We start from the raw sequence: 13,351 nt of genomic DNA, 5'->3' as shown, positions 1-13,351 counted from the left end.
TCCGGGCGCTTCCCTTCGGTCCTGCTGTTCTGCTTTGTCTTGCTGTCCTGCGTTTCCGACTCTATCAGACCGTTTCCGGTTCTGATTTCCTCGGTGCTTTCCAGGTTTCCGCTTTCGCGTTTTCCTTTCCGGCGGTTCCGACTTTATCAGAAAGTCTGAGTCGGAATTCCCGCCCCCTGCGGGATGGTCCGGACACGCAGTTGTGCCGGGTTCCCCTTCAGGCGGAGCCGTAAACCTACTGGAGCGGGGCGCCCCGATGCAAATCGGGGTGCCCCGCTCCGGGTGTGCGTGTATGAGGTGGCTCAGACCTCGACCACGACCGGCAGGATCATCGGCCGGCGGCGGTAGGTGTCGGAGACCCATTTGCCCAGCGTGCGGCGGATGAGCTGCTGCATCTGGTGGGGTTCGACGACGCCGTCCTGGGCGGACCTCTCCAGGACTTCGACGACCCTCGGGAGGACGTCGCTGAAGGCGGAGTCGTCGATGCCCGAGCCGCGGGCCTGGATGTGCGGACCTCCGGTGATCTTGCCCGTGCTGGTGTCCAGCACGACGAAGACCGAGATGATGCCCTCGTCGCCGAGGATCTTGCGGTCCTTCAGCGTGGGCTCGCCCACATCGCCGACCGAGAGGCCGTCGACGTACACGTATCCCGCCTGGACCTTGCCGGAGATCCGGGCCTTGCCGTCGATGAGGTCGACGACCACGCCGTCCTCGGCGATCACGATGCGGTCGTGCGGCACGCCGGTGAGGGCGCCGAGCTCGGCGTTGGCGCGCAGGTGGCGCCATTCACCGTGGACCGGCATCAGGTTGCGTGGCTTGCAGATGTTGTAGAAGTACAAGAGCTCGCCCGCGGAGGCGTGGCCCGAGACGTGCACCTTGGCGTTGCCCTTGTGGACGACCTTGGCGCCCCAGCGGGTCAGGCCGTTGATGACGCGGTAGACCGCGTTCTCGTTGCCCGGGATCAGCGACGACGCCAGGATCACGGTGTCGCCCTGGACGATGCGGATCTGGTGGTCCCTGTTGGCCATCCGTGAGAGAGCCGCCATCGGCTCGCCCTGGGAGCCGGTGCAGACGAGGACGATCTCGTGTTCCGGGAGGTCGTCCAGTGTCTTGACGTCCACCACCAGGCCCGGCGGGACCTTCAGATAGCCGAGGTCCCGTGCGATGCCCATGTTGCGGACCATCGAGCGGCCGACGAAGGCGACCCGTCGGCCGTACTCGTGGGCGGCGTCGAGGATCTGCTGGATGCGGTGCACATGGCTGGCGAAGCTGGCCACGATGATGCGCTTGCTGGCATTCGCGAAAACCTGACGCAGCACGTTCGAGATGTCGCGCTCGGGCGGGACGAAGCCCGGAACCTCGGCGTTCGTGGAGTCCGAGAGGAGAAGGTCGATGCCTTCCTCGCTCAGCCGCGCGAAGGCGTGCAGGTCCGTGAGGCGGCCGTCCAGCGGGAGCTGGTCCATCTTGAAGTCGCCGGTGTGCACCACCATGCCTGCGGGGGTGCGGATGGCGACCGCGAGGGCGTCCGGGATCGAGTGGTTGACCGCCACGAACTCGCATTCGAAGGGACCGATGCGCTCCCGGTGCCCCTCCTTGACCTCAAGCGTGTACGGGCGGATGCGGTGCTCCTGGAGCTTCGCCTCGATGAGAGCGAGGGTCAGCTTGGAGCCGATGAGCGGGATGTCCGGCTTCTCACGCAGGAGAAAGGGGACACCGCCGATGTGGTCCTCGTGGCCGTGCGTGAGGACGATGCCCTCGATGTCGTCGAGGCGATCCCTGATCGAACTGAAGTCCGGAAGGATCAGGTCGATGCCGGGCTGCTCCTCCTCCGGGAAGAGCACGCCGCAGTCGACGATCAGAAGGCGGCCGTCGTATTCGAAGACCGTCATGTTTCGGCCGATTTCGCCGAGGCCACCGAGCGGGGTGACTCTGAGGCCCCCCTGGGGAAGCTTCGGCGGCAGACGGAGTTCAGGATGCGGATGACTCAAAAGACTCTCCTCACCACACGCGCCACGTACCTGGCAGGGCACGTGGCGCGCATGACGTTCGTGCAGTAGCAGTTGTCTGGTGAAGCAGGCCCTCGGCCTGCGTGGTCGTACGTATTCAGTTGTGAAGTCTGTGGTTAGAGCTGTACCCCGCCGGCAGCAAGATCGATCTTGAGCTGCGCGGTCTCCTCGGGCGACAGGCCGACCATGGGCAGCCGCAGCGGCCCGGCGGGCAGGCCCTGGAGGGCGAGTGCGGCCTTGCTCGTCATGACGCCCTGGGTGCGGAACATGCCGGTGAAGACCGGGAGCAGCTTCTGGTGGATCTCGGTGGCCTTCTGGACGTCGCCGCTCGCGTACGCGTCGAGCATGACCCGCAGCTCCGGGGTGACCACGTGGCCGACCACGGAGACGAAGCCGACCGCGCCCACGGAGAGCAGCGGAAGGTTCAGCATGTCGTCGCCCGAGTACCAGGCGAGGTCGGTGCTCGCGATGGCCCAGCTGGCGCGGCCGAGGTCACCCTTGGCGTCCTTGTTGGCGACGATACGCGGGTGCTCGGCGAGGCGCACCAGCGTCTCCGTGTTGATCGGGACACCGCTGCGGCCGGGGATGTCGTAGAGCATCACCGGCAGGTCGGTGGCGTCGGCGATCGTCGTGAAGTGCTGGTAGAGGCCTTCCTGCGGGGGCTTGTTGTAGTACGGCGTCACGGTGAGCAGACCGTGTGCCCCGGCCTTCTCGGCGGCTCGGGCCAGCTCGATGCTGTGGCGCGTGTCGTTCGTGCCGACGCCCGCGACGACGTGGGCCCGGTCGCCCACGGCCTCCAGTACGGCTCGTACGAGATCCGCTTTCTCCGCGTTGCTGGTGGTCGGGGACTCGCCCGTGGTGCCGTTGACGATCAGGCCGTCGTTGCCTGCGTCCACCAGGTGGGTGGCGAGCCGCTGCGCGCCGTCGAGGTCGAGTGCGCCGTCCGCCGCGAAGGGCGTGACCATGGCAGTGAGGACCCGCCCGAAGGGGGTCTGCGGAGTGGAGGTCGGAGCCATGGGTAACACGCTACTCGCTGCTCACCGTGCGGTCTGCCCTAGGGGGAGGCGACAAGTCGGGACAAAAGTGGAACCCGGCACTGCCTGCTCGGGGGTTCAAGCAGTGCCGGGTCCGTTTGATCAGGCTAGATGAACTTCCCGAAATGCCGCAATACGGACACTTCACTCGACCGACCCGTACAGATGTGCCCGCCCGGGACGTGACGGGAGGGTCGGGGTGACTACGGCGCTACGCGTCCGTTCGTGTTGAAGGCGGCGTACGTGAGGGGCATGAGCCGGGCCCACTCCGCCTCCATCTTCTCGCCGACCATCTCGATCTCCCGCTGCGGGAAGGACGGGACCCTGGCCAGCTCGTGCTGGGTGCGCAGGCCGAGGAAGTGCATCAGTGAGCGGGCGTTGCACGTCGCGTACATCGAGGAGAAGAGGCCGACCGGGAGGGTGGCGCGGGCGACCTCGCGGGCGACGCCGGCCGCCAGCATCTCCTGGTACGCGGCGTAGGACTGCCGGTAGGACTCCTCCATGGCGGCGGTGACGGCCTTGTGCTGTTCGGGTTCGCCGTGGACGAACTCGTACTTGCCGGGGCGGCCCTGCTGGACCAGCTTGCGGTCCTCACCGGGGACGTAGAAGACCGGCTGGAGCTCGCGGTAGCGCCCGGACTCCTCGTTGTACGAGTTGTGTACGACGAAACCGTCCGCGATGAAGTTGTGGTGCGGCGGTGGCATGGAGATGTCGTAGGTCATCTCCTCCCCGTCGGGGACGACGGAGGCGACGGTCTCCCAGCGCACACCGTCCCGAAGGGAGCGGCCATGCGCTTCGGCCGGCGTGCCTTCGCTGTCGGCCTTCCGGCGGCGGCACGGCTTGCAGGCCGGTCGCAGGTTCGAGACGTCGAGCGCCCGGGTCGGGTCGGCGTCCACAGGGACGACGTGGTCCAGCTCCAGCTCCTCCGCCTCGAACTTCTCGTCGCAGAGGTAGCAGAGGTCCCTGGGCGCGACGAGGGTGGCTCGCTGCTCGATGGTCCAGAGCTGGATTCCCTCGCGCAGGCGCTTCGGGAGGCCGGTCCGCTCGCCGGCCCCCACGGGGCCGAGCCGCCCGACCCGGTCGCCCGTGCGCAGGTCGCCTGCGCGAACCCAGCCGTCCGGTGTCCATACACGGTGGTCCGCGGTGCACCGCAGGACATCGTCGTCGGTGGTCGAGACCTTGAGGATCGGCTTCACGCCCGACTCGAAGACGTCGACCACGGGCGCCTTCTCCGCCAGCCCGGTCTCCAGGTCGATGGTGTCGGCCAGCAGGTTCCGGGGGTTCCGAGCGGAGTCCGTCACACCGGTCTGCCAGTCCCGGTGGATGTCCGCGATGCGCCTGGTCCCGCCGTCCTCGCCGGTGCCGACACTGATCATCGCGTCACCCGGCAGACACCAGCCGACCCGGTGCCGGTGGAACTCGCGGAAGACGAAGATCGGGGCGCTGACGAAGAACGTCATCGAGTTGTGCTCGAAGGGGCTGCCGTGCCGGTCCCGCATCAGGAAGTTGATCAGGCCCTTCGAGCGCTCCGGGCCCTTCTGCAGCTCGCCCAGGGACTGCTCGCCGAGGGTGGAGACGCGGGCGGCGAACAGCACGTCGGAGTCGGAAGCACTGTGCTTGACCAACTCGACGGTGACATCGCTGCGGAAGCTGGGCTTGAGGTCGTCGGCGGGGGTGTCGGTCACGGCTCGGGGGGTCCTTCCATCACTGGCTCGGGCGGCGACCACTCTACGGCCCGGCACTGACAACGGGGCCTTCGGTGCCGGGCCGCGACATTCGCCCGCGAACTTCTGCGAAATCGGTGAAACAGGGCACCTTTTGGGGCGCTCGCTCGTCTGTATCTGTGACAGCGATTCGTTCGATTTCCCAGCGATTTCCAGAGGAGAAGCGCACCTCATGTTTCGTCGGCGCGAGCCCGTACCGTTCGCCTTCATCGCCGAAGCCGACCAGTTCCGCAGCAATGTCGCTCCCCCGCCGCGTCGGCGTGCCTCCGCCGGTGAGCTGGCCGGCCGGTGGCTCATAGGTCTCACCGTGGTCGCCGGCCTCGTGGGCGCCCTGCTTGTCGGGCTGCCCGCCCTCTCGGCCGATATCTCACCCGGGCACACGCAGCAGTCCGACGTGTCCAAGGGCCGCTGACCACTCCCCTCCCGGCACTCCCCCCTGCTCCTCTCCTCCACGGGGCGAATGATGGCCGAATGACCTGGGGAGCACCCCCACTGGACCCCCGCGGGTGGTGGGCGGAGATCCGGCTAGGTAGCCTCACCGGGCACAGCCCATGCGTGGATTGAGTGAGGACCAGTCGTGCCCCTGCCCTTTCTGACCGCCGATCGCGACTTCGACGAGGTGGGCGAGGATCTCGCGCTGCCGTTCGCCGACCGTGACCAGTGGCGGCGTCCCTATCGGCCCGGCCCGTGGCGTGTCGGCGCGGCGGCCCTTCTGCTGCTGCTCGCGTCGTACGTGCTGTTCGCGGCCGTCATCATCGCGGCGGCCGGTAACGCGTCGGGGGGCATGGTGTGCCTGGTACTGGCCGCCGTGGTCATCGTGTGTGCCATGCGCCTGCTGCGTATGGGGGCGTGGGTGAGCGCGGCCGGACTGCGCCGGGTGCGCTTCTTCACCACGAGTACGACACCGTGGGCGCAGATCACGGTCGTGCGGACCGTGCAGCAGCCGGTGCGCTGGCTCGGGCTGCCGCGGACCGTGCAGGGGCAGGCGCTCGTCCTCATCCGTGGCGGTCACTCCGGTGACGAGCCGACGCCCCTGCTGACCACGCACAACGCGGACTTCATGGGACGCCCCGAGGCCTTCGACCGGGCCGCGGACGGCGTCGAGGTGTGGGCGGACGAGTACCGGCAGCGCGCCTGAGCGGCGCCTACGAGAACCACGTATGAGGAAGGGCCCCTCCGCTTCGGTCTGTCGATCCGATGCGGAGGGGCCCTTCCTCGTGTGCGGTACTCAGGCCCGTACGGGTTTGCCGTCGTGCAGGGCGATCGCGTGCTGCATCGCCCTGCGGGCCCGTGCGGTGTCCCGGGCGTCGTGGTAGGCGATCGCCAGCCGGAACCAGCTGCGCCAGTCGCCGGGAGCGTCCTCCGTCTCGGCCTTGCGCCGGGCAAAGACCTCGTCGGCCGAGTCGCGGTCGATGCGGCCGGCCGGTGTGCGCTTCAGTTCGTCGACGGGCAGCCCGCCTTCGGCGTCGAGCTCGGCGGCGAGCCGGTTGGCCCGCTGGACGAACTGGGTGTTCTTCCACAGGAACCAGATGCCGATCAGCGGCAGGATGAGAACGGCGACACCGAAGGTGACCGTGAGCAGCGTGCCGTGCTGGATCAGCATCACCCCGCGGGTGCCGACCAGGCCGAAGTAGACGACCAGGGCGGCGGCCGTCACCGCATATGTGATCTTCGCGGTCATGGCGGTTACCGCAGATCCAGGAAGTGTTCCAGGCCGAAGGTGAGGCCCGGGGTGTCCACGACGCGCCGTACGCCGAGCAGGATGCCCGGCATGAAGCTGCTGTGGTGGAGGGAGTCGTGGCGGATCGTGAGGGTCTCGCCCTCGCCGCCGAGCAGCACCTCCTGGTGGGCCAGCAGGCCCCGCAGCCGGACCGCGTGCACCGGGACGCCGTCGACGTCCGCGCCGCGGGCGCCGTCCAGGGCCGTCGCCGTGGCGTCGGGCTGTGGGGCGCTGCCCGCCTGTTGCCGGGCGGCGGCGATGAGCTGGGCGGTGCGGGTGGCGGTGCCGCTGGGGGCGTCCACCTTGTTCGGATGGTGCAGCTCGATGACCTCGACGGACTCGAAGTACGGGGCGGCCGCCTGGGCGAACTTCATGGTGAGGACCGCGCCGATGGAGAAGTTCGGGGCGATGAGCACGCCCGTCTCCGGTGCCGCGGCCAGCGAGGTGTCGAGCTGTGCGAGGCGGTCGTCGGTCCAGCCCGTCGTACCGACGACGGCGTGGATGCCGTGGCGTACGCAGAAGTCGAGGTTCTCCATGACCGAGGCGGGCGTGGTGAGTTCGACGACGACCTGGGCGCCGGTGTCGGTCAGGATGCCCAGTGCGTCGCCGCGGCCGAGGGCGGCCACCAGTTCCAGGTCCTCGGCGGCCTCGACGGCCCGCACCGCCTCTGCTCCGATACGCCCCTTGGCACCGAGGACCGCCACACGCAGCTTGCTCATCTGTTCTTGCTTCCTTAATCGAAGACTGTGCCGGGCTGTGCCGGGACTGTGCCGGTCTACGCGACCGCTTCGTGCAGACGGGCCGCCTGCTTGTCCTTCAGCGGGCCGATGACCGACAGCGAGGGCCGCTGTCCCAGGATGTCGCGGGCCACGTCCCGTACGTCGCCCGGGGTGACCGACGCGATGCGGGTCAGCATGTCGTCGACGGACATCTGCTCGCCCCAGCACAGTTCGCTCTTGCCGATACGGTTCATCAGCGCGCCCGTGTCCTCAAGGCCGAGGACCGTGGAGCCGCGGAGCTGGCCGATGGCGCGCTCGATCTCGTCGTCGGACAGGCCGTGCTCGGCGACCTGGTCGAGTTCGTCGCGGCAGATCTTGAGCACGTCGTGGACCTGGCTCGGGCGGCAGCCCGCGTACACGCCGAAGAGGCCGCAGTCGGCGAAGCCCGAGGTGTACGAGTACACGCTGTAGGCCAGGCCGCGCTTCTCCCGGACCTCCTGGAAGAGCCGGGAGGACATGCCGCCGCCCAGCGCGGTGTTCAGGACGCCCAGGGCCCAGCGGCGCTCGTCGGTGCGGGCCAGGCCCGGCATGCCGAGGACGACATGCGCCTGCTCCGTCTTGCGGCCGAGGAGCTCGACACGTCCGGCGGTGCGGATGGCCCGGGAGCCGTCGCGCGGGGCGACCGGGTCGGCGGCCTGCTGCTTGAACGCGCCCGCCTTCTCGAACGCGGCACGCACCTGACGTACGACCTTGTCGTGGTCGACGTTTCCGGCGGCCGCGACGACCAGGTGGGTCGGGTCGTAGTGCTTCTTGTAGAAGCGCCGGATGCGGTCCGCGGTGAGGGCGTTGACCGTGTCGACCGTGCCGAGGACCGGACGGCCGAGAGGCGTGTCGCCGAGCATCGTGTGCGCGAACAGGTCGTGCACGCAGTCGCCCGGGTCGTCCTCGGTCATCGCGATCTCTTCGAGGATCGCGCCCCGCTCGACGTTCACGTCCTCTTCGACGATCAGCGAACCGGTGAGCATGTCACAGACGACGTCGATGGCGAGCGGCAGGTCGGCGTCGAGCACGCGTGCGTAGTAGCACGTGTACTCCTTCGCCGTGAACGCGTTCATCTCGCCGCCGACCGCGTCGATCGCGGAGGAGATGTCCAGGGCGCTGCGCTTGCGCGTGCCCTTGAACAGGAGGTGTTCCAGGTAGTGCGTGGCGCCGTTCAGAGCCGGCGTCTCGTCGCGCGAGCCCACGTGCGCCCAGATGCCGAAGGTGGCGGAGCGCACGGAGGGCAGGGTCTCGGTGACGATGCGCAGGCCCCCGGGGAGGGTGGTCTTACGGACCGTGCCGATGCCGTTCTCGCCCTTGATCAGGGTTTGGGTACGGGCGACGGCCCGCGCCTCCGAGGAGGTGCGGGCCGTCGCCGTGGAGCTGCTCGACGTCACTTGTCGGTGTCGTCCTTCTTCTCGTCGTCGGCGTCGCCTTCGCCCTCGATCACGGGGATGAGGGAGAGCTTGCCGCGGGAGTCGATCTCGGCGATCTCGACCTGGACCTTGGAGCCCACGCCGACCACGTCCTCGACGTTCTCCACGCGCTTGCCGCCGGCGAGCTTGCGGATCTGCGAGATGTGCAGCAGTCCGTCCTTGCCCGGGAGCAGCGACACGAACGCGCCGAAGGTCGTCGTCTTCACGACGGTGCCCAGGTAGCGCTCGCCGACCTCCGGCATGGTCGGGTTGGCGATCGAGTTGATCGTGGCGCGCGCGGCCTCGGCCTGCGAACCCTGCTGGGCACCGATGTAGATGGTGCCGTCGTCCTCGATCGTGATGTCGGCGCCGGTGTCCTCCTGGATCTGGTTGATCATCTTGCCCTTCGGGCCGATGACCTCACCGATCTTGTCCACGGGGATCTTGACCGTGATGATCCGCGGGGCGTTGGGGGACATCTCGTCCGGCGTGTCGATCGCTTCCATCATCACGTCGAGGATGTGGAGGCGGGCGTCACGGGCCTGCTTGAGGGCCGCGGCCAGGACGGAGGCCGGGATGCCGTCCAGCTTGGTGTCGAGCTGGAGGGCGGTGACGAACTCCTTGGTGCCGGCGACCTTGAAGTCCATGTCGCCGAAGGCGTCCTCCGCACCGAGGATGTCGGTGAGGGCGACGTAGTGCGTCTCGCCGTTGATCTCCTGGGAGATCAGACCCATGGCGATACCGGCGACGGCGGCCTTGAGCGGCACACCGGCGTTCAGGAGCGACATGGTGGAGGCACAGACCGAGCCCATGGACGTCGAGCCGTTGGAGCCGAGGGCCTCGGACACCTGACGGATCGCGTAGGGGAACTCCTCGCGCGTCGGCAGGACCGGCACGATGGCGCGCTCGGCGAGGGCGCCGTGGCCGATCTCGCGGCGCTTCGGGGAGCCGACGCGGCCGGTCTCGTTCACCGAGTAGGGCGGGAAGTTGTAGTTGTGCATGTAGCGCCTGCGGGTCACCGGGGAGAGGGTGTCCAGCTGCTGCTCCATCCGGAGCATGTTCAGCGTGGTGACGCCCAGGATCTGGGTCTCGCCGCGCTCGAACAGCGCCGAGCCGTGCACGCGCGGGATGGCCTCGACCTCGGCGGCGAGCGTACGGATGTCCGTGACGCCGCGGCCGTCGATGCGGACCTTGTCCTTGATGACGCGCTCACGGACCAGGGCCTTGGTCAGCGAGCGGTACGCGGCGGAGATCTCCTTCTCGCGACCCTCGAACTGCGGGAGCAGCTTGTCGGCGGCGATCTCCTTGACGCGGTCCAGCTCGGCCTCGCGCTCCTGCTTGCCGGCGATGGTGAGCGCCTGGGAGAGCTCGCTCTTGACCGCGGCGGTCAGGGCCTCCAGGACGTCGTCCTGGTGGTCGAGGAAGACCGGGAACTCGCCGGTCGGCTTGGCGGCCTTGGCGGCGAGGTCGGCCTGGGCCCTGCAGAGCACCTTGATGAAGGGCTTCGCGGCGTCCAGACCGGCGGCGACGACCTCCTCGGTCGGCGCCTCGGCGCCGCCCGCGATCAGCGTGATCGTCTTGTCGGTGGCCTCGGCCTCGACCATCATGATCGCGACGTCGCCGTCCTCAAGGGTGCGACCGGCGACGACCATGTCGAAGACGGCGTCCTCAAGCTCGGTGTGCGTCGGGAACGCGACCCACTGGCCGTTGATCAGCGCGACGCGGACGCCGCCGATCGGGCCGGAGAAGGGCAGGCCGGCCAGCTGCGTGGACGCGGAAGCGGCGTTGATCGCCACGACGTCGTACAGGTGGTCGGGGTTGAGCGCCATGATCGTGGCGACGACCTGGATCTCGTTGCGCAGGCCCTTCTTGAAGGACGGGCGCAGCGGGCGGTCGATGAGGCGGCAGGTGAGGATCGCGTCCTCGGAGGGGCGCCCCTCACGGCGGAAGAAGCTGCCGGGGATCTTGCCCGCGGCGTACATCCGCTCCTCGACGTCCACCGTGAGGGGGAAGAAGTCGAGATTTTCCTTGGGCTTCTTGGAAGCGGTGGTGGCCGACAGCACCATGGTGTCGTCGTCCAGGTACGCCACGGCGGAGCCGGCGGCCTGCTTGGCCAGGCGGCCCGTCTCGAAGCGGATGGTGCGGGTGCCGAAGGAACCGTTGTCGATAACGGCCTCGGCGTAGTGGGTCTCGTTCTCCACTAGCGTTTTCTCCGATACTTTTCGTCTTTTCGTCCCGACCTGCCCGTGTGGCAGGGGGACGCTTCTGCGGAGAAGCGCGCCTTCTCGTGCTGGCCGGTCTTCGATCGAAGCTCCCGGGGCTCACATTCCCCCGGGGGCCACTACCGAGGACCGGCGGCGGCGAGGTGCGCTTTTCCTCTTGTCGTGTTCGTGTTCGTGTTCGTGTTCGTGTTCGGGTCGTGCGGTGTGGCGGCCGCGCATCGCCGTGCGCTGTCACGCCGTGCGTTGTCACGGCGCCACACTGTGTCCTCGTCCTCCGTATTGCGTTGTGCTACCACACTACAAAGGGGTGGTGACACTCCGCACGTACAGCAAAGGGAGCGGTCCCCTGTGCATGGGAACCGCTCCCTCCCTTCACGCTGTTCTACTTGGCGCCCGCCGCACCGCGGCGGATGCCCAGGCGGTCCACCAGCGCACGGAAGCGCTGGATGTCCTTCTTCGCCAGGTACTGCAGCAGGCGACGGCGCTGACCGACCAGGATCAGCAGACCACGACGGGAGTGGTGGTCGTGCTTGTGGGTCTTGAGGTGCTCGGTCAGGTCCGAGATACGGCGCGAGAGCATCGCGACCTGAACCTCGGGAGAGCCGGTGTCGCCCTCTTTCTGGCCGAACTCCGTGATGAGCTGCTTCTTCGTAGCGGCGTCGAGCGGCACGCGTACTCCTCGTAGTCTTCGTCGATGGCCACCGAGTGCCCCTGGTCCACTTCTCAGGGGAGCTTCCATAACTCGGAAGGCGGGGATCCGCTGGGCGCGACCTCCAGGGCCCCTAGGGGGCGGTCCGGGGGTGCGTACACATACGGCCGTAACACAGCGTACCAGGGGGCCGGGGTCCCCCTGACCGGGGCTCCGGGAGTACGGGGAGGCCAGAGCCGGTCCCAGTAGGGTGACGCGACAGTCGTGCGCGTACCGGGCTCGCATGCACGTACCGGGCTCGACTGTCGGGTTCGTTCGACCGGGTTCGTTCGACCCGGTTCATTTGTGGTTCGTTTGCCGATTCGTTTGTCGGAAGGGGTCGCTTCGCCATGGCCGAGGCAGAGGACAAGGACGTCAAGGCGCGCAAGGAGCGGGAGAAGGACGAGCTCTACGCCCTCGACATCTCGGGGGTCGAGTGGCAGAGCGCGCCGGGTACCGAGGAGCACGAGGAGCGGGTAGAGATCGCGTATCTCCCCGGCGGTGCGGTGGCCATGCGGTCGTCCCTCGACCCGGACACGGTCCTGCGGTACACGGAGGGGGAATGGCGGGCCTTCGTGCTCGGTGCGCGTGACGGGGAGTTCGACCTGGAGCCGGCGCCCGGCAACGGCGGCCCTTCGGCGGAGTAGCCGCGTCGGGCGCACAGGCCGGGACAGCACAGCCGGAGACAGCCCAACAGAGAAGAAGGGCCGGCGGCAGCGGATGCCGCCGGCCCTTCTTGTTTTACTCACTTTGTCCACTTTGCCTTCCCGCCAAGGCAGTTCGTACGCCACTTCTGGGCAGGCTCTGACGTAGTGGGGGGACCGGAGCGGTGGACGGGCCTGCCGTGGGGGTGGTTGTGGTGATTAGGCTGGGGTGGGCGCGGCAGTTGAACCCGTGGACGGGACCGCCACGTCATAGGGGGAGTCGGGGTGTACGGAAAGCCTCGGACGACGAGATCGGTCGCCCCAGTTCGGTATGAGGGTGCTCGACCACATCAGGAGGAATTGTGAACAGCGATCGGAACGGGACCCGCGGGGGCTGGGCCACACCCGGCGACGACCAGTCCGACGCGGAGTCCGCCGTCGAGACGACGGGCGAGTTCACCATCGACTACGCCCCTCCGGCCTGGTACACGCAGAACGCGTCGGGCAGTGCGGACGGAGCTTCCTCGGCCGCGGTTGAGGAGGACCCGGACGCGGAGACCGACACGGACCCGCCGCCGTCGGTGAGAGACGAGCCGCCCGTTGCTCCCGCTGACAGCCCCGTCGCCAGCCCGGTCGCCAGCCCGGTCGCCGTTCCGAAGCTGCCCGTGGGCAGTGGGTTCGAGCCGCAGGGGCCCGCTTCCGGGGCGCCGGCCGGTGGCACGAGTCCGGGTACGAGTCCGGGTACGGGTACGGGTACGGGTACGAGTCCGGCAGGGCCTGCCGCTCTGCCGAACATGCCGAGCCTGTCGAGTCTGACGAACCTCCGGGAACAAATGGCTCCGCCGGTTGCGGCTCCGGAGGCCGAGGGCAAGGGCGACAGCGGGGACATCGAGAGTGGCGCCACGATGCGGATTTCCGCTTCCGCCGTGAAGCGGGAGGTCACGGAGCGGGCCGAGCCCGTACCGGTGCCCGGATCCGCAGACCCGGCCGAGGTGTCCGCCTCGGACGACGTGGACGACGTTACGGAAGGGGCCGACGCGGAGGTCGTCCAGGTCGCGTTCGGGCGCCAGTCCGAGGACAGCGACCCCGTGGACGAAGGTGCCGAGGAAGCAGACGCAACGGAGGCAGCGGAGGCAGCGG

General features: G+C 68.5%; 12 protein-coding genes and 1 pseudogene. 4 read left to right on the top strand and 9 right to left on the bottom strand.

Going from position 1 to position 13,351, the window contains the following annotated elements; genetic code table 11:
• Positions 1-302 precede the first annotated feature (302 nt).
• The 4 genes and pseudogenes from AOK01_RS32175 to AOK01_RS45560 form a co-directional block, all read right to left on the bottom strand.
• Entirely contained in the window at positions 303-1,988 is a 1,686-nt protein-coding gene (locus AOK01_RS32175; RefSeq protein ID WP_055517891.1) for a ribonuclease J, read from the bottom strand.
• A gap of 134 nt (positions 1,989-2,122) precedes the next feature.
• The gene (gene dapA / locus AOK01_RS32170; protein WP_055517890.1) at positions 2,123-3,022 is read right to left on the bottom strand and encodes a 4-hydroxy-tetrahydrodipicolinate synthase; all 900 of its coding nucleotides are present in this window, start codon (positions 3,020-3,022) and stop codon (positions 2,123-2,125) included.
• Positions 3,023-3,243: 221 nt separating this feature from the next.
• Entirely contained in the window at positions 3,244-4,416 is a 1,173-nt protein-coding gene (thyX, locus tag AOK01_RS32165) for an FAD-dependent thymidylate synthase (RefSeq protein ID WP_245702510.1), read from the bottom strand.
• A gap of 18 nt (positions 4,417-4,434) precedes the next feature.
• Positions 4,435-4,725: pseudogene (locus AOK01_RS45560) on the bottom strand (FAD-dependent thymidylate synthase); the annotation flags it as partial.
• A gap of 211 nt (positions 4,726-4,936) precedes the next feature.
• Here AOK01_RS45560 and AOK01_RS32160 point away from each other — a divergent pair.
• Together AOK01_RS32160 and AOK01_RS32155 are read left to right on the top strand one after the other, a co-directional pair.
• Positions 4,937-5,176 (top strand): hypothetical protein, encoded by a 240-nt coding sequence (locus AOK01_RS32160; RefSeq protein ID WP_055517886.1) that lies wholly within the window; start codon positions 4,937-4,939, stop codon positions 5,174-5,176.
• 165 nt (positions 5,177-5,341) lie between these two features.
• On the top strand, positions 5,342-5,902 hold the full coding sequence (locus tag AOK01_RS32155; protein ID WP_055517884.1) for a hypothetical protein: 561 nt from the start codon (positions 5,342-5,344) through the stop codon (positions 5,900-5,902).
• A 90-nt stretch (positions 5,903-5,992) separates the two neighbouring features.
• Here AOK01_RS32155 and AOK01_RS32150 read toward each other — a convergent pair whose 3' ends face one another.
• From AOK01_RS32150 to rpsO, 5 genes are all read right to left on the bottom strand, one after another.
• Complete coding sequence (locus AOK01_RS32150) at positions 5,993-6,445, bottom strand: hypothetical protein (protein WP_055517882.1); 453 nt, start codon at positions 6,443-6,445, stop codon at positions 5,993-5,995.
• Between the two features lie 5 nt (positions 6,446-6,450).
• On the bottom strand, positions 6,451-7,203 hold the full coding sequence (gene dapB, locus AOK01_RS32145; RefSeq protein ID WP_055517881.1) for a 4-hydroxy-tetrahydrodipicolinate reductase: 753 nt from the start codon (positions 7,201-7,203) through the stop codon (positions 6,451-6,453).
• Between the two features lie 56 nt (positions 7,204-7,259).
• Positions 7,260-8,639 (bottom strand): M16 family metallopeptidase, encoded by a 1,380-nt coding sequence (locus tag AOK01_RS32140; RefSeq protein WP_055517879.1) that lies wholly within the window; start codon positions 8,637-8,639, stop codon positions 7,260-7,262.
• Complete coding sequence (locus AOK01_RS32135; RefSeq protein ID WP_055517878.1) at positions 8,636-10,858, bottom strand: polyribonucleotide nucleotidyltransferase; 2,223 nt, start codon at positions 10,856-10,858, stop codon at positions 8,636-8,638. Before AOK01_RS32135 ends, AOK01_RS32140 begins: the two co-directional genes overlap by 4 nt.
• A gap of 403 nt (positions 10,859-11,261) precedes the next feature.
• Positions 11,262-11,549, bottom strand: coding sequence for a 30S ribosomal protein S15 (gene rpsO / locus AOK01_RS32130; RefSeq protein WP_020128575.1), 288 nt, complete (start codon positions 11,547-11,549; stop codon positions 11,262-11,264).
• A gap of 368 nt (positions 11,550-11,917) precedes the next feature.
• Between rpsO and AOK01_RS32125 the strand changes: the two genes are divergently transcribed.
• The gene (locus AOK01_RS32125) at positions 11,918-12,214 is read left to right on the top strand and encodes a DUF397 domain-containing protein (RefSeq protein WP_055517876.1); all 297 of its coding nucleotides are present in this window, start codon (positions 11,918-11,920) and stop codon (positions 12,212-12,214) included.
• A gap of 359 nt (positions 12,215-12,573) precedes the next feature.
• The coding region (locus tag AOK01_RS44190; RefSeq protein ID WP_281181461.1) for an SCO5717 family growth-regulating ATPase at positions 12,574-13,351 on the top strand (778 nt) is incomplete at its 3' end.

Source organism: Streptomyces aurantiacus, assembly GCF_001418335.1.
Lineage (GTDB): Bacteria > Actinomycetota > Actinomycetes > Streptomycetales > Streptomycetaceae > Streptomyces > Streptomyces aurantiacus.
Note: the sequence above shows the minus strand (reverse complement) of the source record. Positions and strands in the feature narration are given on the sequence as shown.